This is a genomic window from Bacteroides ovatus (assembly GCF_001314995.1).
In the GTDB taxonomy this organism is placed as follows: Bacteria; Bacteroidota; Bacteroidia; order Bacteroidales; family Bacteroidaceae; genus Bacteroides; species Bacteroides ovatus.
The window spans coordinates 467,094-491,617 of sequence record NZ_CP012938.1 but is presented as its reverse complement, the minus strand read 5'-3'; the positions used below and the strand labels follow the sequence as shown (position 1 = coordinate 491,617).

The following is a 24,524-nucleotide window of genomic DNA, read 5'->3' as shown; positions in this document are numbered from 1 at the left end:
CTTTTAATGCTTTACGTCTATAAAGGTAATCGTTATTGACAAGTTTAGCAAACAGAAACTTCGCCATTTTAACGCCATTTTAATCAGTTTTTTTCTTCAACAATTCACGTCTAAATCTTTCCTCTAAATCAAAAATGGTTTCTCCACTATTACGACGATAGGGCCTATCGGTATTTAACTGAAGTTCTTTCAGCTTTTTCCAATACCATGGAAGGTACAAATACATATTCTTCAACTCCTTCAAGTTCTTATTTCCACAACACCAGCAACTCACACGATCAAGTAGCTCATATAGCCTTACTCCATCCTCATGCCAAACAAAGCCTTTTGTGTAACAATACTGGAGTGCATCTGCTTCAGTAATGCCCCAATCACGAAGTGGTAAAACCCGATTTGGTCGTTTTTCCTTTTCAAAACGATGGGTCTCATCGGCAGCAATACCGACATAATCAATTCCGTCTTTTGTGTGAGCTTTCAATGCACGAAGTTTTTCACTCGTTCCCCACCGGCATGTTCCCCCACACCAACTATATCCTTTTTTATGGATAATATTGGTCCCTCTTTTCTTAACCGGCCTTTCAAACATTGTCCAAAGAAAAGGTTGCTCCGGATGCAGTTCTGTATATTTAATGCCAAGTTTTTTAAGAATTGGAAGAACAGCATCACGAGTGTTATAGATTGCCTGAAATTCCATACCTGTATCATAGAAAACGACTTCATCCAACTGATATCCTTTATCTATTAGCATGAAAAGCATTGCCAAGGAATCCTTTCCAAAGCTAACTGAAGCATAATATTTCATACAAAAAATTTAATGGACAAGTCACTTTTTCTTCTTTGCCCTCTGATTATTAATCTGTGACATACACATACGGCACCAGGAAGTCAACAAATGATATTCCTTACCTTTTCTCACCACTATACGATTGTAGAACCGGTTCAAGTAGAAGTAATTTCCGCAATGGGTACATCTTTTCATTTCACGTCCTGAATCATCTATAATCCGATTACGCGGCTTACGACGAATTAGAGTACAACTTTTACACTTCTCATCAGTTTCGCGGTGCCGCCGGCAATGTGATAAGGATTTTGCTCCACATTTAGCAAACACCTTACAATCTCTACGAGGTATTGATTGACACACATTCATGGCTTCCTCGCATTCAAGAATTTATTTACTACACGAGAAAGTACATCCTCATTCTCCGGCATCAGCCATTCTTTTGCAACGTTCCAAGCAATACTCATAGCAGGATTGAAGTTATCCTTCCTGACTGTGTGATGAGACAAACGTCCTTCAGTGGGCTTCAAACCCTTATCATGTAAGATACACAGTCCATTCTCGAAAAAAGCACAATACTCCTTACCAGCAACGGGCTGAATCATCGGAATAGCAATATTAATAACCCCTAAGAATATACCAGCAGCCCAGTTCGTCAGCGCTAACCTGTCGGCATAACCTGCATCAATAATTCGTTCAATATCATCAGGAGTACCTAAACATGGCGTATGACATTGTTGTTTACAAACACTGCATGAGCATTGTACAGGTACACGACCTGAAGCCCTCATTACCCTTTGTAATGAGGTTTCTTTTGATAATTCTCTCATAGTAAATTATTTGAGATACTACAGATTATTAAACATCGCCCCACAGCTTTACTGCAAGGTCATAATTTTTTTTAGCCTCTTTTACTGCTTTATTGGCATAAGCCATAGCGTATGTATGCTCGCGTCGGTACTTACCGGACTTCAATCCTTCGTGATATTCTTTTGCTTGTTCCAACTTATGTTCGTAGAAATCTATACTTTCCGGCATGGACAAGTTTATCGTATTAGCCCTTTTTTCCCAATACTTCGCAACTCTTTCATGTTCGGCAGCCTTATCGCTAAACTCAACGCTTTTCCCCATGTTATTCCAGGCATCATCTATCATTTTGCGATGTCCTCGTTCGCTGTGGTGTCCAACTTTGATAGGCTCACCCAAAGAAAGGAAATCACGATGCTTATTTGATTTCTGAAAATACTCATTACTTTTTTGTACTGCCGATGACGCCCATTCATGCCTGCGTTCCGCTCTTTGCTTAGCCCATTCTTGAACATTAAAGCCGTCAGCTCTAACGATGGAATAATAGTAAAACCCATCTTTTTCGAAGATTAGGTTAAATACTATACTTTCGTTCTCCTTACCATACTTGGTGGTAACTTCAATAGTTTCACCTTTTTCGTGCTTCTCATCACACTTTGCCAAAAATACATTTGGCGCAAATTTGTAATACGTGTTCATTTTTTTAATTAAATTGGTTTGACTTATATGAAAAATGAGAAACCACAGCTACTTAGCCGTGGTTTCATCATTAAATAACTTTGGTTGACTGGGTTGAACCAAATCATCGAATAAACCAGGAACACGAGGTTGTAACGCCTTGTATTCTTCCTGAAAGAATTCTTCTTTGGTTCTCCCATGTTTTTTACCCTTTCGTGTATGTACATCGAAAGTGTAATCTGGAATAGGAATAGGGTAACGCCTGACATCATTTATCCACTTTTCTATATCAATATCCTTTCTATCATAGATGAAGTTTTGCAAATGATCCGCATCACGATTCTTTCTACATTCACAAAGGAGAATAACAGCTTTACTGACAAATATCCTCCCTTTGGGTTCAGTAGCAGTCTTGTTTACCAGCTCATGCCCCTGCCACAATGCTTCTATCTCTTTAGTAATGATTCCATAGCAATCTTCAGCACTAATGGTAAACAGACGCTTCCACACATAGTCGCGGTACCCACTCGCCCAAAGTTCCAATGCAAAAAAGCCGGCTACCCCGGTGTCGGCTCGCCTAATGGCTTTCTGCATTGCAGAACTCACCTCAAAGAAATCATATCCGCAAACTGTTCTTATAATCATAATTCTAATTTAATGGTTTGACTTTTAGTTTATTACGTCAGTAAAGTTAGCTAAAAAAGGCGAATATGACAAACAGAATGGACGCCATTTAAACGCCTTTTTTACAGACTATTAGAATTTGAATTTGCATGATATATTATATTGAACGAGCTGCTTTGTTTTGTCTTTCCCATTAGTGGTTGCACTCTTTAGCAAAATACTATCACCAAAATTCTTTTTGATAAAGAGGATAGATTTACGTTCCTCTTCCTGATTCCTTATAGAAGCAAGCCCACCAGCGTTTACAAAAGTGTTCTTTTGCTCAAAATTATACCGCAAATCGGTTAAAACCTTACGTTCTTTGTACTTCATGTAACAAGAAATCCAAAAATCTTCCTTCAAACGTATTTCCTCATTCCACCAAGTGTTTTTGTTATAGATTACTCCATAACTGCAACCGGTTATCATTTTCGAAAGAGAAAGAAAAGCGGATTCATCATACATTACCGGCGATATCCGAGCGGTGAAGCCAAACAGATGTACATCCATCATACTGGCCATCTCAAATAATGACTGAATGATATTAGTTATCTTATCTTTATCCTTTATCCGGCTAGGTTCTCCTTTTTCCACATAAATAGGTTTGCAGGCATGGACATCATCATCAAGCATGAAAAGTTCTCCAAAATGCTTTGCCATCCAATTACGTTTCGGGATGAGGCCCATAACGTCGTCAGGATGAGTTACAATTTCACATTCCGGGTTAAATTGCTGATATAAGTCAGCTTGACTTTCAGCAACGCAAATGATAGGATCGTTCACCAACTTTTTAGCGAACACCCGGTCATGGCGTTTATGACTTGGTATTACTATTTTGCAGGGCATGGCGAACGTCTTTTATATCAATTACATTGGATTTACTTATTTTCCCGGTTTTGTACGACTTCATGTGCTGCATGTCCAGCCTCTCACGAAGCCAGTTGCTATCTACCTCATTACTTGAGGTGATGATAAACAACTCATGTTTTTCGTCATACTTTGGAATGAGAGGATAAATGGCTGTATCATCCGTGATGGCATCGAAGCGCTCTTTAAATTCATCCTCTTTCTTCTCCGGGGCAAATTCGATGCCCCAGTCTTGGAGTTCCGCCTTATTCCACTCGTTTTCCATAACGTCCAAATCATTCTCACCAAAATTGACATTATCTTTAGTGGCATATTCCCTCAACTTCTTAACGGGGGTATCAGGTGCCAGAATTTTACAAGGCAGTTCTTTATAACCTAACTCCTTGCAAGCTCGCAAACGTAAATTACCACAAACAACAATATATCTGCCATCATTGTAGGGAAAAACTATAAGTTCTCGAAGCTCAAGCATCTCTGGCGAATCCTGAATGCTTTTCTTCATCGCTTCAAAGCGGTAATCACGAAAAAAACGTGGATTTTTCGGCAATCCCGTGAGCTGCCCCTTATTAAAATCAAGTAGGCAGACTTGAATAATCTCTGTCATAACTAACTATATTAAAATCAACAACACAAAATCAACAACACAAACAGTCAGTAACAACACCTAATCATTTTTTCTATCATCGAACTCTATCTTATCTTTGATAAGCTGTTCAATGTCCTCACAACCAAATCTTTTTAAATAGGCAACAAGGTAAATTATCATCTCGGCTGCCAATTCTTCATCTTCCGAATATTTAGGAAGATTATCACTCCTATATTTAGAAGCAATATCGAATTTTCTCCAAACGGCTTCAATTCTTATGCTAAACGCTTTTCTTGAGCTATGCTCATTCATCTTAAAGCGCTTCCTCATGATATTCAAGCATCTCTGGGCAAACCTATTCAATGTTATCATATCGATCGGGTTAAATTGTTAGACTATGAATAATCTCACACGATTCTATTAGGTTGGTCTCTGATGCGAAACCAATGAACATATTCTTTATCTATCAGCATACTATTATTTATTTTGAGGGGTCTGTTGTATCTAAATATTTCCTGTACTCTAATTCTGTCTTAGCAAGATTGATTACGGTATTAACCCCTTGGAAAACTTGTTTTGCTTGGCTCACTTTACTAGGATCTTCTTTCACATCCTTAATTTGTTGAAGAACCAAATTCCTCAAATCTTGTAAAATGGTAGGGTTCACTGTAGACACCTTATTCAACCGTTCATTAGCCAACACGACAACTGTGTTTGTTATTGGCCGAAAACGATTCAATTTGGAAGCCAAATCAAACATACTAAATACCAATACTTTGCCATTATTCAAGTATATCTCAACTTCGGTACCATCATCACCGGTACCGTCACAGTAATTGAGAATTACAACTTCTTCATTCTGATAAAGGAATGGTTTATTAACCATTTCTTTCAATCTATCTATTGCTCCATCAGTCATGATTCATTCTTTTTTGTTGCTTTATTAATTTGTCTATTCAAAGCTCCTTTTAGTTTGATTAGGTACTGAACATCTTCCGGATATCGGGCATACAAAGAATTCTCTTTTTTTAATTGTTCAGAACGACTAATCATGTAAAGGTTCTCAATGGAAACGTTTTGCCTGTTGCCATCTTTAAACTGAATATTATAACCAGGGGGGATTTCTCCATTATGCTCAATCCATACAAGCCGATGTTTAAGTTCAAAGACATTCGGTTCGGCAGTTTTCACTTCAATGTAACCGTCACGAGTTATGCGTTCATAACCGACTGGTTTATGATTTTTGGGGACATGTCCTTTCTTAAATCGAGTAGCTTTCGTTTTTGCTAATTGTTCCTCTGACATATATTCCGTTTGCTTACGTCCCTTGTTCATCGGTTGGTGGCCTTTGGGAAAGAAGCTTTTAGAAGCGCATTGAAATTTAAATTCTTTAGATTTAAAGAGCCGTAATTTAAATGCAACTCCATTTACAGCAGAATAAGTGGTACCTAATATCTGTGCTATTTCCTCATTAGTATGATTGGGATACAACTTTTTCAATTTATCAAGTCTCTCACTATTCCAAAACGAGATTCTCGGAGAGCGCCTAAGTTTTCGAATCAAGGCCTTTGTTTTAACAGCACTAAGTGTTTTATCAAGACGCCTAGCAAGTTCTTTTAAATCAGCAGTCGGGTACTCACTGTCAAGTATAGCAAGTTGTTCGTCAGTCCACGTTTTCATAAGTGCGTCAATAAAGAGAGGAAACCACTAGGCTTCCTCTGTGTTATCGTTATTTAGTTCTTTCAGTCTTTCTTTGAGCTTCTTTTCTTTCTTATCATATGAATCCGCAAGTTTCTTAGAGAGCGCTTTGAAATCATCCGGATATTGTTCTGCAAAAAGGATTTTCTGACACTTTTGCAAATAGGAGTAGAAATTCACATTATTCGATGATAAGCATTCAGCAATAAAGGCTCTATACCATTGGTGTCGGTCAGCTTGGTTGTTCTTGACATAATTTACAAAATCACTCTCACCATTCCATTTTTTTAAATTCAGTTTTTCAAGATAAGTACTGCTACAACCGCTAAGAACCAGCACATCAAAAACAAGTTGTTCATTTTCAGAGAATTCTTTTGTTCTCTGATAATATGTTTTCTCTTGCGCCCACTTGCGCATTTCTTCAGCAGACTTCTCCTTGACTATATCCTTCGCTCTTTTTAATTGGGCGTTTATTTTTTCCCTTTCTATCTCTTTTAGATCGGCAACGGCGGAAGTAGAGGAAGCCGTTTCTTTTCTAACATAATAGAAACTAACGTTAAATTCGGGAGAATAATGTCCAAAAAATGAAAGACAACGATAAACTTCTCCATCTTCAAGCATTTTCAAAGTGCGTTCATCATCTTCTGAATACCAGCACTTACATCTAAAGATTTCATCAGGATCAACTATTTCAAATCCAAGTTGTTTAACAGCTTCCAAAGTTTTTTCATAGAAAACCTTTCTATCTTCTCCCCAATATGTATCGGGACGTCTAGCGATAATTACTGTTTTTCCAAATGAAAGAGGTTCGCCAACTTTAACAAGATGTTCATATTCTAGTTGAATTTTCCGCGTCACATAAGCAATCTGTTTTTTCTCATAGCAAGCAGCATTGATACATCTAGCATCCTTACTATTCATTTCATAGAACAAACAACCATGATTACACGTATTATTCTCACATTGAGAACATGATTTAATATCGGTATTTTCCCAATTATCGGAATCATCTTTAATCCAAGGTGCGTTACCAAGCTCCATGAAAGAATTACTCACAAATTCTCGAATCATAGCAGTAGTACATTGTTCTTCCTCCTCCTCATGAAACTCTTTTTGAGTATCTTCATCCAATTTAGAAAGAATCATAGCACCGGACAATGGTATATCTCCATTTCTTACCCGCTCTTTTAGTTCAGGAATAAGAGAATTCAATTTAATACGGTCAAAAACAAACCGGGTAGACTTTCCTATTTTAAGAGCGATATCTTCCAAAGTTCGTCCTTTTTCAGCCAACTGCGCAAAGGCAAAAGCTTCTTCGATGGGATCAACATCTTTTCTTTGAAGATTCTCGGTAATCATCGCTTCAAAAGCCTCATCATCTGTCATTTCTCTGACAATGCAGGATATTGTCTGAAATTTTTCCGACTTTTTTCGATGGGCTTTGATTTTTGCAACATTCGCTTCATCTTCCTTTGCTTTCAAAAGTGACACAGCCCGGAAACGACGCTCACCGCAAACAATTTCGTATGTGTAAGGTAATGGGGTAACATCTCCGGTTTCTAGGTTAGTCATCTCCTCGGATTTAGCAACTCTGACAGTGATAGGTTGCAATAAACCTTGCTTTTCAATGTTGCTTGCAAGCTCTTCAAGAGCTGCTTCATCAAAAGTCTTTCTCGGATTCAAAGGAGAAGGACTGATAAGGTCAATTCTAATGTTTTGTACTTCCATAATTTAATTATATTGGTTTGACTTTTAATTCATTACATCAGTAAAGTTATCGTAAAATGACAAGTTATGCAAACAGAAACTTCGCCATTTTAACGCCATTTTCATGCGGGCTTATTACGTATTTGAATGAAGCCACGTTTTTCCGTTTCCCGAAGCAATTCCATATCTTCCTCACGGATATAACAATCCGTTTCACCATTAACAGTTGTGTGATTAGGAATACCAAAACGCTCCCGTATTCTTCTTTTCACTTCAGGAATATCTTCAAGTTTGATATGCCTAGTGTTCCAGTAAATTGTCACCTTCTGCTTCTTGTTTGCCATATTCTCTTTTGTTTAGATAAGAGATTATTTCATTTGAGAGACTTAACGCTTTAGCAGCTTCTTCATCTCCTTGCTCAACTCTAAGTTTGAGTTCGTTCCGGTATTCTTCATACGACAAGCCACTTGTAAAACTCGTTTCCCCTGACAATTTAGCCTTATGAGTATTCCATGACTGATTATCAGCAACAGCACAACGTTCTTTGTTGTATTCACGAAGCCATCCCATAATGATAGAACCATCAATACGATTGTAATTTTCACCATATTTCATTTTCATTGCATTCTTGAAACACAGTTTAAAATCATCAGTTTTCATATAGGGATATTCTTCAATGATTAAATCTACTGTAGTAGCAACTTGGGTAGCAGACATTGTATTACTGACATTGAAAAACTCCAAGGCATCAGCTATCAATATGACCAGCACTGCTCTAGCCTGTGGTTCACCAAACTTTCTTATGATAGTGCCAATAGAAGGTTCATCACTTTGAAATACATCTTCAACCTTCTTTGGGCATAGAGCTTTGCAGTAGTTCTTCGGCGAGGTCCGTAAGACTGCTAACCGATTCTCTTCTTGTGGCCGCAGTATCAGTTCGTTTTCCATTATAGTTACCTTCTAAAATATTTGTAAATTTTGTAGGCAAGAATATCCAGTCAAAAGTGCACCTCCAATTTTTATCGTTTTGTCCAAGCAAGAAAGGACTGTCTAAAACCAATTGGAACACATCGAATATAGCTTGCTTCCCGTATTGTGCGACACGTGCTTTAATAGCTTTCTTTCGTTTTGCATCTATGGACTTTATAGCAGGAAGTTTACCTTTAAACGTGGAATTAAAATAATCCATTAGCCCACCCCAATCAATCTTTTCCTCGGGGAACAAAGAAAGCTCGTCTTTCTTTGATTCTCCTTTAGGAGAAGTTTCTTTCTTTTTTAAATGAGAATCATTATCATCTACATAATCATTATCATATTCATTATCATTATCGGGTTTTGTGGGTTCTTTTGGGTTTCCAAATAACCCAGTGGGTTTTGTGGGTTCTTTGGGTTCTTTTGGGTTTTCACTTTTCGGACGTCCCCCCTTAGAACCATTGCTCTTATTCCTTTCCACAATAGACATATACTTTTCAGTATCCCTGTCTATATCTATCTTTATAAAGTTGAAAGCAATATTTGCCATAGGTTTCAACCCCCGAAGATTTCCCGTTGTCGCATACTCAATTATGCTTTCGTAAATCTCCAGCCTGACATCATCCGGCAAATCCTTGATTGCTTCTCTCCACCCTTTATAAAAGATGAATGAATTTCTTTCCATATTTTAAGGGATTATACTCCGATTAGTAATAAAACTCACAGACCTTTTGCTTCCTTCAGTTTTTTCGCTTCTTCCTTGTAATGAGTAATCAGCTTTTCTAATTGAAAGTCACTAAATTGCTTAGTAACATTTTTCTTGGCTTCCAGGATCAGCACATTTCGTTCACCATACTTGGCAACTAGACGTCTGCGATAATCCTGAATATTTCCTTCCATGAAGCGGTTACAATGTGAACATTGAGCATTGCAGTTCATTTCATCAAAGCGAGTACTCATGTGTTGGCGGTTGATGTAATGACCGCAATCTGCTTTATTGAAAGGCTTTATTTTACCACATGAAATACACTGAAAATATCCATTAGGCATCGTATCACGATAACGGATGAATAAACTAAATATTCTGTCTAGTTTATCGACAAGATCAGGTTTCTTCTTGACCTTAACACCTTCTACCTCGAAAAGAGGCTTTTTCTTTTCTTTCTTCTTGTAATTTCTCCACATGATAATTAAAATACTACATTGGTTAATTGACGGCCACGACTCATTATACACCATTTTCCCTTTTCAGGCTGTTCTATGCGTAACTCTTCAACACGCCCAAAACGCCGGAAATTCCCACTCAAATCAACAACCCAACCCTCTTTACCTTGGCAGGGACGAATAACACGACCGACCATTTGATAATAGAGGGAAAGGGATTTGGTTGGACGTGCAAGAACAATCGTATCAAGCTCCGGGTAATCGAATCCGGTTGTAAGTACTCCGACATTAGCAACAACTTTTATTCTTCCATCTTTAAAACCTTTCAGAATTCGTGCCCTTTCTTCCTTTGGAGTAGAACCGCTAACGATCGCACAATTAGGAATTTCGGAAGCCAGTTTTTCAGCTTCACGAATAAACCTCGTGAATATTAAAATACCTTTGCGTGGTATGCCCGATTTGGGGTTCAACAGACGTTTTGTCCATCCAACTATATCTTTGTATATGTCCACACGTTCAAACTCTTGCAGAAGACTTTTTTCATCGTAATCTGCACCAGTAGAATTAGTCCTGACTCTACTTAAATCCAACTTTGTAATATCATAGTATTTCAAACTTGCGAGAAATCCTTTAGCAAGTAGTTCACTCACCTGACAGTGATAAATAACATCAGTGAAAACCTTTGGCTGGGTACGAGTTATAAATTTAAGCATAGCACCACCTCTTCCTGAACATAATCTGTAAGGAGTCGCTGTCAGCCCAATAACTTTCCTTTGCTCATCTTCAAAGAATTCCTTATACATTCCTTTCTCCGGATTCACTAAATGACATTCATCAATCAGAACGTGCTTGAAATGTTTGAAGAAACTCATGTGTTTCATCACACTACCAATCATAGCAAACGTAATACGATTGATATCCTTTCTTCCGGCAGAAGCTGAATAAACTCCACAATCGAATATGCCGTATGATTGAAGTTTCGCAAAATTTTGTTCGAGTATTTCCTTGCTAGGCTGGAACACTATCAGCGGCCCGTCTATCCGTGCAGCTATATTGGCAATGACAAGGGACTTCCCGGCACCAGTGGGAAGAACTATCACGTAGTTTTTCTTTTCCTTGGATTTAAAAACGCTGACCGCTGCATCACTAGCACTTTTTTGGTAGTCTCTTAACTGGTATGTCATAATTTGATGTGATATTTATGAACTTTCAAATGACAGTCACCACAAAGGGTAACGAGACAATCAAGATGTTCAAGCTCATGACCAACGATTGATTTTCCGTTAACCCTGTATGTTTTGTGGTGAATCTCTAAATTAAAGTCTTTACCGCACATCTGGCATTTATGTCCGTCCCTAATACGAACTTTACGCTTGGCTTCTTCCCAATCTGGATTATTCACAAGCCGCTTCACATAGTTGGACTTCCTGCCTTTTTTGTGCTGCAATCTACTCATCGTCTTCCGGTTCTTCTTCAGGAAGTTTATCAGACAGGTCTTCTTCGAACTTGTCCCCATAATCTTCTGTATCATCAATAGGACGTTCTACTTCAGGATATTCAATACCAAACAAATCAAGCATCGCTTTTCTGTTTCGATCTTCCTGTGCCCAAAGAGAACGTTTGTCCCAATCAGGAATTTTTTCAGCTTTCACAAGCTTAAACTCACCGTTCACCCATGAATAATACAGGAAATATCCATCAAGAGCAAACCGGATCGTATTCTTACTTGAAAGATGATACTCCCTCGTCCCCTTTTTGACCTCGGCAGCCAGGTCTTTAATTTCAGTCTTAATAGAAGCTAACCTGTCTTGAGCATCACTCTTAATTTTCTTCGCACGTTCAATGGCTTCCAACAATTCACGTTCGCGTTTGGGGACCTCATTCTCTTGCTTGATGCAATACTCTTCACGAATTTCGGAAATCTCAAATTCATCCAGTAAACGTTGTGTCACCTCACTTTCAGGGAATGTAGCATTGAAATGCTCATTCACCAACTTTATCAATTCATCTACATTCGTAGAACCCTGAAATAAAACAGGGGGAAATTTTTCCCGAATAGAATCGGGAACTACAAACTCGATTGTCTCGGGTTCGTAGTTTCTCAAATTTGCAATCATAAATTATAAAAGGATTAATTAGTACCGGTTTTGGTACTCATGAATAAAATCTAAGTAATGCTGGTCTTCAGGCAATGGAAGTGTAATACCAAACTCGGTGGCCGCATCTATTTTCACGCTTTCCATGAAATTATGCATCTCTAAAGTATTAAGTTTACTTGTTCCTCGCACAATAGTTTCCACTTTACCATTCACATGAACCTGTTTCACAAGAAACTTCTTACAATACAAGTCATGTATATCCTGAACTCCAGCAGCAGTGCTCCAATACTCTTCACCTGTGTATTCACGCAAACAGGCACCAATACACTGAAACCATTTCCACATGAGAGCATTTTGATTTAATGTTCTCGGCTGTGTTTTTTTCTTAATGGTTACAGTGTATTCTCCATTACGAAGTGTGCTGCACATGAACTCGAAAGACTTATCCATTTGGATTTTGCCATCTTTCTTCGTCAATGTTGCTTCCATAACCTATCAGAATGGCAAATCGTCCTTGGTCGGTGGTGGCGGTGGCGGGCACTCATTCACCGCACTTCGAGTCTGATTATTGGTGTGTTCCGGAAGAGGTGGCGGTGGTGGCGCTTGTTGAGGCTTAACAGAAAGCATCTCCATATTATCAACAAAAAGTTCTGTAATATACCGTTTAATTCCTCTGCTATCATCATAACTCCGAGTTCTTATCTTTCCTTCCAGATACAACTTGTCTCCCTTATGGACATACTTCTCAACAACATCGGCAAGACCACGCCAAACAACAATATTATGCCATTCAGTTCTTTCAGGAACCTGTGTTCCATTGGCAAGGGTATAACCTTTTTCAGTGGTGGCAAAGGAGAAAGTGGCCACTTTAGAACCAGCTTCCAAAATTCTAATATCGGGGTCTTTGCCAACATGCCCGATAAGCATCAATTTGTTTAAACTCATGATTTATCCTCCCTTATTGTTACACGGATACTATCAGCTTTAGGAACTGTTTTGATATACTTAGAATATAATTCCGGATAGTCAGCCTGAAACTTTTTAGTATCAAAATTGTCACTCGTAGAAGCGGGTGTATAACTAACTCGCAATCTTCCGGCATCCCATGACTTGACACCATTCTCACGCATAGCAGTTTTCAATTTTGCCTTATAATCTTTCTGAATCTTGGTTAGATCTGCAAGTTCTTCCTCAATCCCGATTATAGTATTTACAAGCTGCATTGGAATAAGTAACTTGTCATCATCAGGGGCAGGAACGGGAAGATTGGATAGATATTGCTCACCCTTCTTCTCGCATTCCATTAACTTCTTGACTTCTTTATCAGACTTACGGCTAATTTCAACAAATTCATGTTTATTACCACGCAACCAAGTGCTAAACAATTTATCAACTTTGAGTAATGGATTTTGAAGTTCAAAGAAATAAGCATAGATTGACAACTGCCAACTTAAATACTCCTTATCAAGATGAAGGGTAGTTTTGATGTCAACAAGACTAATTCTACCGGCTTTCTCCCAAACACAATCTATATTCGATGCAAAGTATTCGTTATCAGAAACGGTATATTCATTGGCAAGCGCCTTATATCCGGCATTTACCCTCATTCTGATATAATTCTCTGCTTCAATACTTTCAGGAGGTAAGCCTGTTACATCAGCAAACTGGCATTGAGCATGAATAAGGCTACCCTTCTCTGCAGCTCTCTTCAATACAAAATCGGGGACATCTTTATATTTGTCAGGGAACAACTGCCGGCTAATCATACCGGTTATACCTTGCAACTGTTTTTCACCGAGCATATAAGTGTGGTTTTCCTCATTGAAAACCACACTGGATTTCACTAATTCTATCATTATTATCAATTTCTAGGAGGATACGTTTTCTGCATGTCAATAGTTATGTTTCTGAACTCCTTATTATTGTGAAGTTCGGGATGTTCAGCCCAAACTCTCTCAAGCTCTTCGCGGCTTTTAACACCAGTCATTTGTTTAATTGCACGATCTAGGTCTACACCAGTATATACTTTGCCCGAAGCGTTTGAAGCAGAAACATTGGGAGCATATACTTTTTCCTTTGTATTACCATAAGCAAAACGAACGCGGTTTTTATTGTCCACAATAACAAGTAAAATAATCTCCTTTTGCTCGTTATAACCAATCTCTTTTACACTGAATTTGGTGTATAGAGCAGGAGAACCTGTTTTGCTCTGATATATTTCATTTTTCTCAAGTGGAATCCAAATGAAAGGACCCGTATAAAGTTCACGCCCAATTCCCCAGTTAAATCCTGCACGTTTAAAGGCGTCCGAAGCCTGCCCTTTCTCTTTTTCTGTGCTAGATTCTGTCCCAACATCCTGTTTACTCACCCATTCCTTCTTTTCATTATCCCAAATGGACAACGTACAGAATAGATTCCCATTAACGACATCATGGTGCCGTTTCCAGTTCATTTCTCCGAACACTTCATCAAGTATTCTCATGTCTACTCGAGCATCCTTGTATAATAGCAAGGAGCAGCCCGAACCGTCCGGTTTCATAGTACCAACCCTACATTCAATTTCAGAAGCTAGAAGCGGTCTGATAGAATTTTTCTTCTTCTCTTCATTCTGAACCGTTGATACAGTGTTTTTTCTCGCTGTCATAATTCTAATTTAATGGTTTGACTTTTAGTTCATTACATCAGTAAAGGTAATCGTTATTGACAAGTTTAGCAAACAGAAACTTCGCCATTTTAACGCCATTTTCAGGTAGTAAAAACTGCCTGTACGATATTGTACAGGCAGAAAAATAAGAAAATGAATAATCCAATGTACCTTATGGAACGGCTACGCTTTGAAGGGTGTACGGCTCCCTGATTTATACATAATGTAAATGCTAGTGGACGGAACCGGAGTCGAACCGGTCTCACGGAATATTGGTGCACCTCACCGCAGTTTCAACCAACGATATACATATCCGCCCGATTAATTAAAAAGGTGCACTATCTTCACAGACCATACACCCCAATCACAAACACAAAACAAAACTCATGAACTACTATAATTTAATTAGGATCAGAAGGGTGAATGGCGTGGGGATCGAACCCACATCACGCATATCTGCGTATGCTGCCAATTACACCAGCCATCCGTTTTAAGTGAACTATTCTCACGAACCATTCACCTAGAACACAAACACAAAATAAAACACGACATTAACTATTAAATAGCACTCTCACGAGCTTCTTGCTTCCGGATAGCCGTTCAAAGCACACCGGAATAGTATAGAACAATTAAAACTCAAATAACAGGGGCTTTAACCCTACAGCGTCCTTTTCGCTGGCAACATTAGTTAAACATAAAAAGAAAAATTCTCTGTGAAGGAACCCGGACTCGAACCGGGATGATAGATTACCTATGTATGACTTTCTTCAATCTATCTGCATACTTGCGTTTACCAATTCCGCCATTCCTTCAGGTCGTAGCCAGACGCTTCCGGCTACATTGATTGTATATATAATGCAAATATATTTTCACCCTCACGGGTTACTTAACTCTGATTGAGTTGAGCCGGGAAACGGATTCGAACCGCTGACCTCATGTAGAAACATGCGCTCTAACCAACTGGGCTATCCCGGCAGATGCCCGGCGAACCGGGCTAAATAAACATGACAAATACTAAAATTAAGCAATGCAGACCTTCACAGGCTATCCTTATTTTGTTTCCTATCTTCGTAGTATCGAAAACAGATATAATTCACTGATACGACAGTCACCAATACAAAAGCAGCAATAAATTCTTTCTTGCTAACTTCAATGCTATCTATAAGATACAGTGTTGTCCATAAGGCAATGAACATCATGGCATACTGTATCACTTTAATCTTTTTCATTTCTTCCGTTTTTTAGATTTAACTTTCCTTCCCGCACATCGGCAATGAAGTAATACTTGAGCAGCATTACAATGCCACTTGCCGTTTTGGACATTAGTGGGCTTATCACTTTCAATCTTACCCGCTTCTATAAGATTCATCAATTTCTTTTCCCCACCCACATAATACGCAGACTTATCTTTTCCAAACGTTTCTGTAGAAAACAGACGGAGAATATTATCTAGCAATATTTCAGCCATTTCACCTCTGATCATCTCAACAAGCAAGGTAGTTATGCAATTCTGGTTACTATAAACTGCATATTTTTTACATCTGACTTTGTTTTCCAAGCCATTCCTTCAGCTTTTTCTTTATAAAGCCGAGCATTCAATGTATTAGTTACAGACGGTTTCTGAACGATAGGAAATACTTCTATTGCACCAACATCCATACTCCGTAATACATCAATTACGTTACGTCTCTGAATATCCTTTTCCATACAATCTAATTTTAAATTAAACATTGAAGCGATGAGCGGATTCGAACCGCCGACCTCTACTTGTGGTGCTCTTCCGTTAAGCTAAGAGTATTTCTTGAGAGACTCGAACTCTCAACCATCCACCACACACAGCGCTCTAACCTGCCTGAGCTACATCACCTTTATATACATAAAGCAAATACCTCGATTTGCCGACAAACGTCTAACTGATTTAGTTTTACAACGATACGGCTTGACCATTAACCACAGCATTATATCGTTGAGAAGCCCGCCTACGTCAGTAATCCCTTTCAGCACGTGTCGGCTTCCAAAACACCATTTTACCAATATGTCAAAGAACTCTTCTCTGTTGTTCCCAGTCTCCCTTCAAGGGCAGGCTCAAAGACCGGACTGGGTACCGGATAACCGGCGGTTTGGTTTGACTTTAGTGAGGGTTAGAGAATACTTTGGTTGTTCTTCAAAACTATGTCCATTAAGTTTCGTTGCGATTCAATAAATTTCTTCAAATCATCACATTGGGAAACTTTCTCTCTATAAAATCCACGTTCTGATTCTAAATCTCGTTTGAGTTTTTCATTTTCACCTCTCAAAGAGCTGATCAACGCGTCTCGTTCTTCAATCACAGCTTCATATTTGTCTCGCTGTATTTCTAGTTCGGTTCTTTTATCCATTGTTGTATAATTTGATTAATCTCCGACGTAATGTGCACCGTAATGAGTACTATTTGGGTTGTAGTAAGCGGAAGCGGGAATATTAAGGTTATTATATTCCTTGCTAGGTGTAGCTTTGGCAGTCTTGCTCATAGCTTCATGTCTTTCAGCTAAAAATTTATCAGTTCTTGATTTCACTGCTTCCGGTGAGAAACTTTCTTGGAGTTTTGCAAAGCTCCATGCAGATTTTAAACACTCTGAAAATGTTTTTCCACCCTTCTTGTAATTGCGGTGTGCAGACTTCATTATTTGTGATAAATTGTAGCTCATAATCGTTATTTTTTAATTGGTTTTATCAATCATTTTTTGTATGTTTGTATGATTGATTGATTTATGATGCAAATATAAACGTATTTACGTTAATTACAAAACATAAAACTTGATAAATAATCGCATTTACGTTAATTAACTATTAATATAGATATGGCTGAAACAAGCGTAAACGAAAAAATTAGAGAGATTATCTCTTATTATAAGCTGTCAGACAGGCAGTTTTCCATTAAAATTGGGGTAACCCAATCGGTGATTGGTTCTATGTTTCAAAAAAACACAGAACCTTCCTCTAAAGTAATTAGGCTCACATTAAACGCATTTACGGATATTTCAGCAGATTGGTTACTACGCAATAAAGGTCCAATGCTGATTTCAGATATCAAACCTGATCCAAATATTGAACGCATGGAACGTTTAGTTGATACAATAGCAACCCTTCAGGGGACTATAAATGAGCAGATGAAAACAATTCAACTATTCACTGAAGAGAACCAAAAACTGAAAGGCGAATTAGCTATGTTGAAGAATGAACGTAATATAGGATAAATAAACACATTAACGAATGAAAAAGATACTGTTAATACTAATGCTTTTTACTCCTATTATAACATGGGGACAAAAAAGTGATTTGATTAAATTCTTAGATGCATGTAAGACTTTTGAATTTGAAGAATCTAAAGAAATTATTTCTAAATATTCTTTTAATCTAGGAAATATGTATGATTTACTAAATTATGAAGAGCCAACAGGTATATTATTTGATACAGATACATTAAATATTAAAGGATATAAAGCAATAATTAACTGTAAAATAAAAAACAAAGCAGGACAATATATTGACAAAAAGATGATAGTAGTAATGTATTTGAATAAGGAAAATAGCCTTTGGTGTGTTGAAATGTTCAGGGAAGCAACAGACCCGAATAAAGAATACAAGATATCTAAACAAGATGTAGATTCCGGCAAATTTTACACTAAAAAACAATATGTATATAGAAATCTTGCATATTGGGCAATAAGTTCCGGTAAACTAAATGAAGCTATAAAATACATGAATATATCTGAAGAAGAGGCTGCCAAAGTAAATGATACAAAATTCAACATCGATTCACAAAAAGAGGTATTGAGAAAAATAATTTAATTATTATATGTGCCAAATTAGAACTGCACCACCCAAAGATGAAAGAGAATATCCTTTAGTTATAACGGCTGAAGAAAAGGATAAAGTATTAAATTATATTTTGGTTGTAGCAAACGGGAAAAGAACAGCTAAACTAAATTATAAAGATATACCAGACCTTAGGATCAGTAAAGAACAATATGAAATAGTTTTAGAGGAGTTCAAAAATAGGAGATTTATTGACTATAAAGGATATGGTATTGAATATCTTACGTTGAATTTTGAAATATTCAATTTTGCAGAAAAAGGGGGATTCACTGTTGAAAGAGACTTATATATATTAAGTTTTGATACATTTCAAATGCAGCTAGAACGATTAGAAAAGGAGTTAAGCCCTGATACAGCAGCAAAAGTTGATGATGTTGTCGGAAAAGCCAAAAATATAACTGAACTACTGATAGGGCTCTCTGCTCTAGCTGAAAAAATGAATCTCTAAGATTTATTATCAGGATCAGTTAATAGGAACTCCAATATAGAAGCTGCACGAAGCAGTCTTGAAGCATATAGAGTTGCATCTGCATCCGGGTTGTATTGATAACGCCTAGTCTGAAACTTTTTAAAAGTAACAAAGCCACTAGACATATCATTAGCAAGTGTTTTCAAGCTTGATATAGTTTCTTTTACATTTTGGTCATAAGACATTTTTATACGCATACGAGCGGAATCATCCACTTTTGCACAACACTGGGGATAAAAGGCTGTTGCATTATCTTCTTTAGAAGATTGTTTTTTACTTATCCTTCTTAGGACATTTTTTAATAACGATTTCATAAACGCACTATTTTAGTTTGACAATGCGCAAATATAATATTTAAAGTAATATAAAATATGAAATATAGAAATCTTGATGTAACCATTCTATTTTCCGCCTTGACATAAGTTGTTAGCCGCCATATCTTTGCGCCGTAACCTTTAACAAGAATGATTATGGCAAAAGAAAAAGTAAACTATCAGGAGGTATATGACCTCTACCAGTTATGCAGCGAGACCAAAGATCTTCGAGAGTTCTGTGCTGATTATGGTGTAAATTACGACAAGTTCATGAACTGGCAGCGTCACCAGTTGTGGAGTGAGAAGTTAGGCAAGACAGTCCAGGTTGAGCAGCCCAAGGTTGCCAAAGTCCAGATAACCGGGAAACCATGCAATAGTCCAACTGTGAAGTTGGACGTGAAACATCCTGAAGGTGAACCACCAATAAAATGGATCAAGTTACAGCTGGCGTCTGGCGCAACACTGTTCCTGAGAAACACCACCGTTCTTGATTTGAGCCTGTTGCTTAATAAAATGATAGGATGATATGCTTGGACTGAGTGCTAACCTTAACTATTACCTGTTTAACGGTAATGTTGATTTGCGGAAAGGCATTTTCCGTCTGTGTGAGAGTATAAGGGAAGAAATGTCCCTTGACCCGAGCGATGCGTCCAATGTATATATGTTCATGTCCCGGAACCGAAAGGTTGTGAAGATACTTCATTACGAACGCGGTTTTTATGTGCTTTACGAAAAACGTCCTGTTATGGGCAAATTCAAGAAACCTGTATTTGATGAAGTCTCCAGGTGCTACCGGATACAGTGGTCGGACATGGCTTATCTTACGGAAAGCATTGTAGTTGACAAGATGTACGTTAGTCCGAAAGGCTAATATTAACATACTGATTATCAACAGGATAGTATAAAAAATAAACGGTAAAAAGTTTGCGTAAGTGCCTGATTTTTCGTACCTTTATATCATGATTGATGAAAGAGCATACGAGTTACTTTGCTGCCAGCTGGGTCTGGCGAATGAGGAAAAGGCAGGTCTTCGCAAACAGAATAAAGAATTGATTGCGAGGCTTGAGTCTATTGAAGAATCCAACAGGGAGAACTCTAAAAATCTGATAGATACCATCAATGATCTCAAAGATACCATCGAAAAGCAGTCAACCACGGTTGAACATTACAGGAAAGAAATGGAACTTATGAGAAAGCAGCTTGAAGCAAAGGATGAGGTGAACAGGATGCTGGCAAACGAGATCTCCAATCTCAGACTTCAGCTTGAGGACAGCAGGAAACACCGTTTCGGCCGTACTTCCGAGCAAAGAAGGCTGTTGAACAACCGTAATCTCGACAAGTCCGCTCTGGAACAATCCGAGTATGACGGTTCTGACAGGAAGGATGATAATAATAAGACCGATGATAACGAAACCGGCAGCAATACCTCTTCCGGCAACATACCTGCCCAGAACAGCAAACCTTCAAGGAGAAAGGAAACCGCACCACGTGCCGGGAAAACAAAATTGAAAGTTGACAAGGTGGTAGTACATGAAGTGGACGAGTATTACACGCTTCCAGAAGGGGGACGGTTTATGAACCGCAACGGTATGCCTGATGTGTGGGAATACAGGGTCATAGAACATGTAAGGGCTTATAACGTGGAGCATGTTTACAAGGTGGCAAGGGTAAAGCTTGCGGACGGCACTTTCACAAGCACCATGGAACATCCGCTGAAAAACCTTGGAGGTATCTTCTCTCCTGAACTGCTTGCCCGTCTGCTTTGTCTGAAATATGACTTCAGCATGCCTGAGAACAGACAGATAAGACTGCTTGCAAGAGAGGGTATCCACATAAGCAATACCACGCTGAACAGCTATATCCATAACGGAATCGCCAAACTAAGGGAGTTCATGGAAGATGTCTTCAAGGAGTTTGTACAGAGAGCTAATTACCTTATGGTTGATGAGACTACTGAGCTTGTTGGAGTGGAAACAAAGGAAGGTAAGGCTTACAGGAGAAAGTACTTATGGGCTTTCTTTGCCAAGCATATTAAGATGGTCTATTATCACTATAATAACGGCAGCAGGTCGTCCGATGCGGCAAAATCATTCCTGGAATATTTTATGGGAACCATATCCACTGACGGATATACGGTTTACAGGATGTTTGACGGAGACGACTCAAAGGTGCTTCATATAGGATGCTGGACGCATTGTAGAAGGTTGTGGGTTGATGCCCTGCCTTCAGACAGAACAGCGATGGACATAATAGATCCTATCGGTGAGATGTTCAGAAATGAAGACCTGTTCCGTATGATGAAACTCAGCGGTGAGCAGATTAAGGAAAGAAGGCTTAAGCTAACAGGACCGATTCTTGAACGTATCCATCATAAGGTGGTCATTATGATGCAGGATGCGAAGATTATGGCTAACGAACTGATGAGAAAGGCCGTGAACTATACGATAAACCAGTGGAAATCCTTGAGAAATATCCTCAAGGACGGTTCAGCAGAAATCTCGAACAACCTCTGTGAGCAAAGGATGAAACCTGTAAAGCTGCTGCTCAAGAACTGTATGAACGTTGGCAGTGAGGATGCGGCAGAAAACTCTGCATTCACCTTCTCTCTGATAGAAAGCTGTAAGTTGAACGGCATAGACCCTCAGAATTACCTGAAACACTTGTTTGAATGTATTCTTCATGGTAAGGACTGCGACAAGAAGGCTCTTCTGCCATGTTTCTATAAACCGGAATGTTAAAACAAAAATATTTTCTTACGGGCATTTTTATTTTATCGGCTGAAAGACAGCCGATAAAATTGGCGTGGCGGAAAATAGTATGGTTACAATCTTGATAGTACATAAAACATCAAATGGTCGAATTATAGTCGAACCATAAAAAAAAGCAGGACTATATAATTGATATACAGAATATACAACTAGATTTCCAAAAATGTGTCTAGTTTAGTTTTTGTGTTAATAGCTCCCTCGTCAGCGGACGAACTAGGGAGCTATTTTTATAATTGATATACAACAAACTATTAAATTCAAATCGAGCCCTTTCTTTCTTAATGAGTATTTATCATTGAAAGTTAAAACGTCACTTTTGACGTTATTTACATTGCCGCAACCGTACTGCGGCAATACATACTAATTAAATAGAATTTAAACATGGCTAATCTATTTATTTTATTACCAGTCATATTATATCAAAAGAAAACGAAAAAAAGTGGCTTGATCATCATTTGAATAAAACTGGAATCAAGTCACTTTTAAGACCTTCTGATGAAAATAAAATGTTTGCATACCAAATAAAAACGACTTTCTAAAGAAGGATTCGGAAGATGAAACAATACTACAAAAAACTTAAAATTTAAACAGCTAATTTTACTACTTGAATTTTAAATTAGGTTATTATAGAATTCACCATACGTTTCTCCCATATCTATAATATCAATGTCATTTATACGATAAGAAATCGAAAGAACATCTGGGTCATAATTAATATTTATACATTGATCTTTTTGTAACTTTACATGTTTTGAGAAAGAAGCAGATGTATTATATCTTGCATTTTTACAGCTACAAACATAAACATTATAAAATACATTAGAAAAAGCTTCTCGATATTCAAGTTCAACCCCTCCATTTCTATCAATATTACATGTTGTAATTGGAGAATCCATTCTATCATAAACTTCCTTTATAATATTCCACATTTCAATTGTTAAATGTGAGGGAATATTCCACTTTGTAGCATACTTGTTAAATGAAGACATACATTTTGCAGCACAACTCATCGCCTGTTCTTTATTCATAGCATTAAAATTTGATTTATTTTTCAAACGTACTAAATAGTTTCGTTATTAACAAGTTAAAGGACTTTTTTTATTCTATAACATGTGTATTCTAAATTTATACCAAGAATCTAACTTACTTTGTCATGGATTAGAATAAATCAAAGAACTATTTTCCATAGATTACAGGAATATTATTGCACAAAATATACATATTTTCCATAACTTTGCAGCGACAAAGGATCACACAAATGGAATATAGCGTAGAAGAACTAAAAAGTGCATTAATAGAGAAATGCAAGAGTGAAGGTATCCTGTATGCAACGGTTGCAATGGACCGTCGTACTAAAGAAATGATTCTTCCTGATACTTTACAAGGAGCTCTGAAACATCCGGAATTCTTCGTATGTACCTGCAAGAAAGTAAAAGACCAATATGTAGTGGAGGAGATTACTAAAGTGTAATACTCCCCCCAGTCTTTTATTTTTTATTCGCCCAGTTCACTTAGCAAATCGTAGGAAGGAGCAAAGAAAAGTGTTCCCGTAACTGCTGTACTAAAGTCCAGTAAACGGTCGGTATTGCCTACCGGATTGCCAATAAACATACTTTCCAACATCTGCCGGGTAGTAGTGAACGTACTTGCATAGCCGATGAAGTAAGTACCATATTCTCCCTTAGACGTATTGGCGAATGGCATATTGGCACGCACTATTTTCAGGTCATCACCAATATTAGTGACGGCATTATGCGCATTTTGAGGTTTCTCCTCGTCAGACAGTTCGACATCGTTAAACTTACGACGCCCGATCACTTTCTCCTGTTCTTCCACAGGTAAGGAGTTCCACGCAACCATATCGTGAATATACTTCTGCACAAAGACATAGCTGCCTCCTGCAAAATCAGCATCTTCCTCTCCTACAACTGCAAAATGATAGGGATTTTCATCAACCGCCGGATTCTCCGTTCCATCCACAAAGCCGATAATGGCTTTGCCATCCATATATCTGAAACCGTGAGTTTCGTCGACAGGTTCAACCACGCCTTGAAGTTTCTCATCGATGATAGATGCAAACTCAAAACATAATCCCATCTGTTTTGCACGGATATGAAACAATAAGTCGCCCGGAGTAGAAACTGCCGTATGCTTCTCGCCTTTTATCTCTTCGAAAGTTTTCAGTTCTTTGGGTTTTCCCTGTTCCGGGAAAAGACGGTTCCAGGCATCGGCTCCAAATCCCATGGTACAACTGAACATCATATCAGGAAAACGGTTACGCATACTGCGAATCAGGGCCGAGAAATTAGCACACACATCTTTTACTTTGCCAAGAGTTTCAGGCGAATCTTTTAAAGTATAAACAATAAAAATAACATTTTCGCCTTGTTTCCCCGCTACGTCTTGTGGGATATTACCACCAAATGAATGTTGATAAGGATTCATATTT

Annotated in this window: 37 protein-coding genes and 5 tRNA genes; 7 read left to right on the top strand and 35 right to left on the bottom strand. The window is 38.1% G+C overall.

The genetic code is table 11. The features are described from left to right. Positions 1–79: 79 nt before the first annotated feature. From Bovatus_RS01935 to Bovatus_RS01805, 32 genes are all read right to left on the bottom strand, one after another. Positions 80–802 (bottom strand): phosphoadenosine phosphosulfate reductase domain-containing protein, encoded by a 723-nt coding sequence (locus Bovatus_RS01935; protein WP_004300226.1) that lies wholly within the window; start codon positions 800–802, stop codon positions 80–82. Between the two features lie 21 nt (positions 803–823). Further along, the gene (locus tag Bovatus_RS25850; protein ID WP_008775932.1) at positions 824–1,150 is read right to left on the bottom strand and encodes a hypothetical protein; all 327 of its coding nucleotides are present in this window, start codon (positions 1,148–1,150) and stop codon (positions 824–826) included. After that, positions 1,147–1,611 (bottom strand): hypothetical protein, encoded by a 465-nt coding sequence (locus Bovatus_RS01930; RefSeq protein ID WP_004300224.1) that lies wholly within the window; start codon positions 1,609–1,611, stop codon positions 1,147–1,149. The genes Bovatus_RS25850 and Bovatus_RS01930 overlap by 4 nt, the downstream gene beginning before the upstream one ends. A gap of 28 nt (positions 1,612–1,639) precedes the next feature. Beyond that, positions 1,640–2,287, bottom strand: coding sequence for a DUF3560 domain-containing protein (locus Bovatus_RS01925; RefSeq protein WP_004300223.1), 648 nt, complete (start codon positions 2,285–2,287; stop codon positions 1,640–1,642). A gap of 48 nt (positions 2,288–2,335) precedes the next feature. Beyond that, positions 2,336–2,911 carry a hypothetical protein gene (locus Bovatus_RS01920; protein ID WP_004300222.1) on the bottom strand — a complete coding sequence of 192 codons (576 nt, stop codon included), beginning with the start codon at positions 2,909–2,911 and terminating at the stop codon, positions 2,336–2,338. 111 nt (positions 2,912–3,022) lie between these two features. Next, complete coding sequence (locus Bovatus_RS01915; protein ID WP_004300221.1) at positions 3,023–3,775, bottom strand: GREB1-related protein; 753 nt, start codon at positions 3,773–3,775, stop codon at positions 3,023–3,025. After that, complete coding sequence (locus Bovatus_RS01910; protein WP_004300220.1) at positions 3,744–4,400, bottom strand: ParB N-terminal domain-containing protein; 657 nt, start codon at positions 4,398–4,400, stop codon at positions 3,744–3,746. Before Bovatus_RS01910 ends, Bovatus_RS01915 begins: the two co-directional genes overlap by 32 nt. Before the next feature lie 60 nt (positions 4,401–4,460). After that, positions 4,461–4,754 (bottom strand): hypothetical protein, encoded by a 294-nt coding sequence (locus Bovatus_RS01905; RefSeq protein ID WP_004318818.1) that lies wholly within the window; start codon positions 4,752–4,754, stop codon positions 4,461–4,463. Positions 4,755–4,863: 109 nt separating this feature from the next. Next, complete coding sequence (locus tag Bovatus_RS01900) at positions 4,864–5,301, bottom strand: hypothetical protein (protein ID WP_004300218.1); 438 nt, start codon at positions 5,299–5,301, stop codon at positions 4,864–4,866. Beyond that, positions 5,298–6,062 (bottom strand): HNH endonuclease signature motif containing protein, encoded by a 765-nt coding sequence (locus Bovatus_RS01895; RefSeq protein WP_004300217.1) that lies wholly within the window; start codon positions 6,060–6,062, stop codon positions 5,298–5,300. Before Bovatus_RS01895 ends, Bovatus_RS01900 begins: the two co-directional genes overlap by 4 nt. Before the next feature lie 27 nt (positions 6,063–6,089). Next, entirely contained in the window at positions 6,090–7,808 is a 1,719-nt protein-coding gene (locus Bovatus_RS01890; protein ID WP_004300216.1) for a ParB/RepB/Spo0J family partition protein, read from the bottom strand. A gap of 101 nt (positions 7,809–7,909) precedes the next feature. After that, positions 7,910–8,131 (bottom strand): hypothetical protein, encoded by a 222-nt coding sequence (locus Bovatus_RS01885; RefSeq protein ID WP_004318822.1) that lies wholly within the window; start codon positions 8,129–8,131, stop codon positions 7,910–7,912. Beyond that, positions 8,088–8,504, bottom strand: coding sequence for a hypothetical protein (locus Bovatus_RS01880; RefSeq protein ID WP_008999325.1), 417 nt, complete (start codon positions 8,502–8,504; stop codon positions 8,088–8,090). The genes Bovatus_RS01885 and Bovatus_RS01880 overlap by 44 nt, the downstream gene beginning before the upstream one ends. A gap of 127 nt (positions 8,505–8,631) precedes the next feature. Beyond that, complete coding sequence (locus tag Bovatus_RS01875) at positions 8,632–9,444, bottom strand: DUF6291 domain-containing protein (protein ID WP_004300213.1); 813 nt, start codon at positions 9,442–9,444, stop codon at positions 8,632–8,634. Between the two features lie 35 nt (positions 9,445–9,479). Beyond that, on the bottom strand, positions 9,480–9,944 hold the full coding sequence (locus Bovatus_RS01870; RefSeq protein WP_004300212.1) for a recombination protein NinG: 465 nt from the start codon (positions 9,942–9,944) through the stop codon (positions 9,480–9,482). A 5-nt stretch (positions 9,945–9,949) separates the two neighbouring features. Then, positions 9,950–11,107, bottom strand: a complete 1,158-nt coding sequence (locus Bovatus_RS01865; RefSeq protein WP_004300211.1) for a DEAD/DEAH box helicase — start codon at positions 11,105–11,107, stop codon at positions 9,950–9,952. Continuing rightward, positions 11,104–11,259, bottom strand: coding sequence for a hypothetical protein (locus tag Bovatus_RS25810; RefSeq protein ID WP_326979553.1), 156 nt, complete (start codon positions 11,257–11,259; stop codon positions 11,104–11,106). Before Bovatus_RS25810 ends, Bovatus_RS01865 begins: the two co-directional genes overlap by 4 nt. A gap of 112 nt (positions 11,260–11,371) precedes the next feature. After that, complete coding sequence (locus tag Bovatus_RS01855) at positions 11,372–12,040, bottom strand: hypothetical protein (RefSeq protein WP_004300209.1); 669 nt, start codon at positions 12,038–12,040, stop codon at positions 11,372–11,374. A gap of 18 nt (positions 12,041–12,058) precedes the next feature. Then, positions 12,059–12,511, bottom strand: coding sequence for a NinB/YbcN family protein (locus Bovatus_RS01850; protein WP_004300208.1), 453 nt, complete (start codon positions 12,509–12,511; stop codon positions 12,059–12,061). 6 nt (positions 12,512–12,517) lie between these two features. Further along, on the bottom strand, positions 12,518–12,967 hold the full coding sequence (locus Bovatus_RS01845) for a single-stranded DNA-binding protein (protein ID WP_004300206.1): 450 nt from the start codon (positions 12,965–12,967) through the stop codon (positions 12,518–12,520). Further along, positions 12,964–13,878, bottom strand: coding sequence for a hypothetical protein (locus Bovatus_RS01840; protein WP_004300205.1), 915 nt, complete (start codon positions 13,876–13,878; stop codon positions 12,964–12,966). The genes Bovatus_RS01845 and Bovatus_RS01840 overlap by 4 nt, the downstream gene beginning before the upstream one ends. Before the next feature lie 5 nt (positions 13,879–13,883). Continuing rightward, positions 13,884–14,666, bottom strand: a complete 783-nt coding sequence (locus Bovatus_RS01835; protein WP_004300204.1) for a hypothetical protein — start codon at positions 14,664–14,666, stop codon at positions 13,884–13,886. A 236-nt stretch (positions 14,667–14,902) separates the two neighbouring features. Beyond that, positions 14,903–14,985, bottom strand: a tRNA-OTHER gene (locus tag Bovatus_RS25370). Between the two features lie 101 nt (positions 14,986–15,086). After that, positions 15,087–15,153 (bottom strand) — tRNA-OTHER (locus Bovatus_RS25365). Between the two features lie 227 nt (positions 15,154–15,380). After that, positions 15,381–15,478 (bottom strand) — tRNA-OTHER (locus Bovatus_RS25360). Positions 15,479–15,570: 92 nt separating this feature from the next. Then, positions 15,571–15,641: transfer RNA gene (locus Bovatus_RS01830), tRNA-OTHER, on the bottom strand. Positions 15,642–15,703: 62 nt separating this feature from the next. After that, positions 15,704–15,895, bottom strand: coding sequence for a hypothetical protein (locus Bovatus_RS01825; protein WP_004300202.1), 192 nt, complete (start codon positions 15,893–15,895; stop codon positions 15,704–15,706). Then, positions 15,892–16,149: a hypothetical protein gene (locus Bovatus_RS01820; RefSeq protein ID WP_004300201.1), complete on the bottom strand. Its 258-nt coding sequence runs from the start codon at positions 16,147–16,149 to the stop codon at positions 15,892–15,894. Before Bovatus_RS01820 ends, Bovatus_RS01825 begins: the two co-directional genes overlap by 4 nt. Before the next feature lie 17 nt (positions 16,150–16,166). Further along, positions 16,167–16,373, bottom strand: coding sequence for a hypothetical protein (locus tag Bovatus_RS01815; protein ID WP_004318833.1), 207 nt, complete (start codon positions 16,371–16,373; stop codon positions 16,167–16,169). Between the two features lie 26 nt (positions 16,374–16,399). Further along, a tRNA-OTHER gene (locus Bovatus_RS25355) sits at positions 16,400–16,533 on the bottom strand. Positions 16,534–16,807: 274 nt separating this feature from the next. Further along, positions 16,808–17,044 (bottom strand): hypothetical protein, encoded by a 237-nt coding sequence (locus Bovatus_RS01810; protein ID WP_004300198.1) that lies wholly within the window; start codon positions 17,042–17,044, stop codon positions 16,808–16,810. Positions 17,045–17,059: 15 nt separating this feature from the next. After that, complete coding sequence (locus Bovatus_RS01805; RefSeq protein WP_008765982.1) at positions 17,060–17,353, bottom strand: hypothetical protein; 294 nt, start codon at positions 17,351–17,353, stop codon at positions 17,060–17,062. Positions 17,354–17,506: 153 nt separating this feature from the next. Between Bovatus_RS01805 and Bovatus_RS24505 the strand changes: the two genes are divergently transcribed. Genes Bovatus_RS24505 through Bovatus_RS01790 form a run of 3 tightly spaced genes read left to right on the top strand, consistent with a single transcriptional unit; the run spans position 17,507 to position 18,972 of the window. Beyond that, positions 17,507–17,902 (top strand): helix-turn-helix domain-containing protein, encoded by a 396-nt coding sequence (locus tag Bovatus_RS24505; protein ID WP_008999321.1) that lies wholly within the window; start codon positions 17,507–17,509, stop codon positions 17,900–17,902. 16 nt (positions 17,903–17,918) lie between these two features. After that, on the top strand, positions 17,919–18,497 hold the full coding sequence (locus Bovatus_RS01795) for a hypothetical protein (protein WP_004300194.1): 579 nt from the start codon (positions 17,919–17,921) through the stop codon (positions 18,495–18,497). 7 nt (positions 18,498–18,504) lie between these two features. Next, a complete protein-coding gene (locus Bovatus_RS01790; RefSeq protein WP_004300193.1) occupies positions 18,505–18,972 on the top strand; it encodes a hypothetical protein in 468 nt (155 codons plus the stop codon). Here the strand turns inward: Bovatus_RS01790 and Bovatus_RS01785 are convergent. Next, complete coding sequence (locus Bovatus_RS01785) at positions 18,969–19,307, bottom strand: hypothetical protein (protein ID WP_004300192.1); 339 nt, start codon at positions 19,305–19,307, stop codon at positions 18,969–18,971. The two genes, Bovatus_RS01790 and Bovatus_RS01785, sit on opposite strands and share 4 nt — an antisense overlap. Positions 19,308–19,463: 156 nt before the next feature. On the opposite strand from Bovatus_RS01785, the gene Bovatus_RS01780 reads away from it, so the two are divergent. The 3 genes from Bovatus_RS01780 to tnpC all read left to right on the top strand — a co-directional run bounded on the left by Bovatus_RS01780 (position 19,464) and on the right by tnpC (position 22,045). Next, positions 19,464–19,832, top strand: a complete 369-nt coding sequence (locus Bovatus_RS01780) for a hypothetical protein (RefSeq protein ID WP_170834904.1) — start codon at positions 19,464–19,466, stop codon at positions 19,830–19,832. A gap of 1 nt (position 19,833) precedes the next feature. After that, the gene (gene tnpB, locus Bovatus_RS01775) at positions 19,834–20,178 is read left to right on the top strand and encodes an IS66 family insertion sequence element accessory protein TnpB (RefSeq protein WP_004297053.1); all 345 of its coding nucleotides are present in this window, start codon (positions 19,834–19,836) and stop codon (positions 20,176–20,178) included. A gap of 88 nt (positions 20,179–20,266) precedes the next feature. After that, positions 20,267–22,045, top strand: coding sequence for an IS66 family transposase (gene tnpC / locus Bovatus_RS01770; protein WP_004300191.1), 1,779 nt, complete (start codon positions 20,267–20,269; stop codon positions 22,043–22,045). A 641-nt stretch (positions 22,046–22,686) separates the two neighbouring features. Here the strand turns inward: tnpC and Bovatus_RS01765 are convergent. Beyond that, positions 22,687–23,103 (bottom strand): hypothetical protein, encoded by a 417-nt coding sequence (locus tag Bovatus_RS01765; RefSeq protein ID WP_004297824.1) that lies wholly within the window; start codon positions 23,101–23,103, stop codon positions 22,687–22,689. A gap of 230 nt (positions 23,104–23,333) precedes the next feature. On the opposite strand from Bovatus_RS01765, the gene Bovatus_RS01760 reads away from it, so the two are divergent. Beyond that, positions 23,334–23,546: a hypothetical protein gene (locus Bovatus_RS01760; RefSeq protein ID WP_004297825.1), complete on the top strand. Its 213-nt coding sequence runs from the start codon at positions 23,334–23,336 to the stop codon at positions 23,544–23,546. A gap of 23 nt (positions 23,547–23,569) precedes the next feature. Here the strand turns inward: Bovatus_RS01760 and Bovatus_RS01755 are convergent, their stop codons facing one another. After that, positions 23,570–24,520 (bottom strand): Dyp-type peroxidase, encoded by a 951-nt coding sequence (locus Bovatus_RS01755; RefSeq protein ID WP_004297827.1) that lies wholly within the window; start codon positions 24,518–24,520, stop codon positions 23,570–23,572. Positions 24,521–24,524 lie beyond the last annotated feature (4 nt).

Excerpts from the sequence above, each read along its gene's own strand:
- Bovatus_RS01935 (WP_004300226.1), bottom strand. The coding sequence starts at position 802 with ATGAAATATTATGCTTCAGTTAGCTTTGGAAAGGATTCCTTGGCAATG.
- Bovatus_RS25850 (WP_008775932.1), bottom strand. The coding sequence starts at position 1,150 with ATGAATGTGTGTCAATCAATACCTCGTAGAGATTGTAAGGTGTTTGCT.
- Bovatus_RS01930 (WP_004300224.1), bottom strand. The coding sequence starts at position 1,611 with ATGAGAGAATTATCAAAAGAAACCTCATTACAAAGGGTAATGAGGGCT.
- Bovatus_RS01925 (WP_004300223.1), bottom strand. The coding sequence starts at position 2,287 with ATGAACACGTATTACAAATTTGCGCCAAATGTATTTTTGGCAAAGTGT.
- Bovatus_RS01920 (WP_004300222.1), bottom strand. The coding sequence starts at position 2,911 with ATGATTATAAGAACAGTTTGCGGATATGATTTCTTTGAGGTGAGTTCT.
- Bovatus_RS01915 (WP_004300221.1), bottom strand. The coding sequence starts at position 3,775 with ATGCCCTGCAAAATAGTAATACCAAGTCATAAACGCCATGACCGGGTG.
- Bovatus_RS01910 (WP_004300220.1), bottom strand. The coding sequence starts at position 4,400 with ATGACAGAGATTATTCAAGTCTGCCTACTTGATTTTAATAAGGGGCAG.
- Bovatus_RS01905 (WP_004318818.1), bottom strand. The coding sequence starts at position 4,754 with ATGATAACATTGAATAGGTTTGCCCAGAGATGCTTGAATATCATGAGG.
- Bovatus_RS01900 (WP_004300218.1), bottom strand. The coding sequence starts at position 5,301 with ATGACTGATGGAGCAATAGATAGATTGAAAGAAATGGTTAATAAACCA.
- Bovatus_RS01895 (WP_004300217.1), bottom strand. The coding sequence starts at position 6,062 with ATGAAAACGTGGACTGACGAACAACTTGCTATACTTGACAGTGAGTAC.
- Bovatus_RS01890 (WP_004300216.1), bottom strand. The coding sequence starts at position 7,808 with ATGGAAGTACAAAACATTAGAATTGACCTTATCAGTCCTTCTCCTTTG.
- Bovatus_RS01885 (WP_004318822.1), bottom strand. The coding sequence starts at position 8,131 with ATGGCAAACAAGAAGCAGAAGGTGACAATTTACTGGAACACTAGGCAT.
- Bovatus_RS01880 (WP_008999325.1), bottom strand. The coding sequence starts at position 8,504 with ATGTCTGCTACCCAAGTTGCTACTACAGTAGATTTAATCATTGAAGAA.
- Bovatus_RS01875 (WP_004300213.1), bottom strand. The coding sequence starts at position 9,444 with ATGGAAAGAAATTCATTCATCTTTTATAAAGGGTGGAGAGAAGCAATC.
- Bovatus_RS01870 (WP_004300212.1), bottom strand. The coding sequence starts at position 9,944 with ATGTGGAGAAATTACAAGAAGAAAGAAAAGAAAAAGCCTCTTTTCGAG.
- Bovatus_RS01865 (WP_004300211.1), bottom strand. The coding sequence starts at position 11,107 with ATGACATACCAGTTAAGAGACTACCAAAAAAGTGCTAGTGATGCAGCG.
- Bovatus_RS25810 (WP_326979553.1), bottom strand. The coding sequence starts at position 11,259 with ATGTGCGGTAAAGACTTTAATTTAGAGATTCACCACAAAACATACAGG.
- Bovatus_RS01855 (WP_004300209.1), bottom strand. The coding sequence starts at position 12,040 with ATGATTGCAAATTTGAGAAACTACGAACCCGAGACAATCGAGTTTGTA.
- Bovatus_RS01850 (WP_004300208.1), bottom strand. The coding sequence starts at position 12,511 with ATGGAAGCAACATTGACGAAGAAAGATGGCAAAATCCAAATGGATAAG.
- Bovatus_RS01845 (WP_004300206.1), bottom strand. The coding sequence starts at position 12,967 with ATGAGTTTAAACAAATTGATGCTTATCGGGCATGTTGGCAAAGACCCC.
- Bovatus_RS01840 (WP_004300205.1), bottom strand. The coding sequence starts at position 13,878 with ATGATAGAATTAGTGAAATCCAGTGTGGTTTTCAATGAGGAAAACCAC.
- Bovatus_RS01835 (WP_004300204.1), bottom strand. The coding sequence starts at position 14,666 with ATGACAGCGAGAAAAAACACTGTATCAACGGTTCAGAATGAAGAGAAG.
- Bovatus_RS01825 (WP_004300202.1), bottom strand. The coding sequence starts at position 15,895 with ATGAAAAAGATTAAAGTGATACAGTATGCCATGATGTTCATTGCCTTA.
- Bovatus_RS01820 (WP_004300201.1), bottom strand. The coding sequence starts at position 16,149 with ATGATCAGAGGTGAAATGGCTGAAATATTGCTAGATAATATTCTCCGT.
- Bovatus_RS01815 (WP_004318833.1), bottom strand. The coding sequence starts at position 16,373 with ATGGAAAAGGATATTCAGAGACGTAACGTAATTGATGTATTACGGAGT.
- Bovatus_RS01810 (WP_004300198.1), bottom strand. The coding sequence starts at position 17,044 with ATGGATAAAAGAACCGAACTAGAAATACAGCGAGACAAATATGAAGCT.
- Bovatus_RS01805 (WP_008765982.1), bottom strand. The coding sequence starts at position 17,353 with ATGAGCTACAATTTATCACAAATAATGAAGTCTGCACACCGCAATTAC.
- Bovatus_RS24505 (WP_008999321.1), top strand. The coding sequence starts at position 17,507 with ATGGCTGAAACAAGCGTAAACGAAAAAATTAGAGAGATTATCTCTTAT.
- Bovatus_RS01795 (WP_004300194.1), top strand. The coding sequence starts at position 17,919 with ATGAAAAAGATACTGTTAATACTAATGCTTTTTACTCCTATTATAACA.
- Bovatus_RS01790 (WP_004300193.1), top strand. The coding sequence starts at position 18,505 with ATGTGCCAAATTAGAACTGCACCACCCAAAGATGAAAGAGAATATCCT.
- Bovatus_RS01785 (WP_004300192.1), bottom strand. The coding sequence starts at position 19,307 with ATGAAATCGTTATTAAAAAATGTCCTAAGAAGGATAAGTAAAAAACAA.
- Bovatus_RS01780 (WP_170834904.1), top strand. The coding sequence starts at position 19,464 with ATGGCAAAAGAAAAAGTAAACTATCAGGAGGTATATGACCTCTACCAG.
- tnpB (WP_004297053.1), top strand. The coding sequence starts at position 19,834 with ATGCTTGGACTGAGTGCTAACCTTAACTATTACCTGTTTAACGGTAAT.
- tnpC (WP_004300191.1), top strand. The coding sequence starts at position 20,267 with ATGATTGATGAAAGAGCATACGAGTTACTTTGCTGCCAGCTGGGTCTG.
- Bovatus_RS01765 (WP_004297824.1), bottom strand. The coding sequence starts at position 23,103 with ATGAATAAAGAACAGGCGATGAGTTGTGCTGCAAAATGTATGTCTTCA.
- Bovatus_RS01760 (WP_004297825.1), top strand. The coding sequence starts at position 23,334 with ATGGAATATAGCGTAGAAGAACTAAAAAGTGCATTAATAGAGAAATGC.
- Bovatus_RS01755 (WP_004297827.1), bottom strand. The coding sequence starts at position 24,520 with ATGAATCCTTATCAACATTCATTTGGTGGTAATATCCCACAAGACGTA.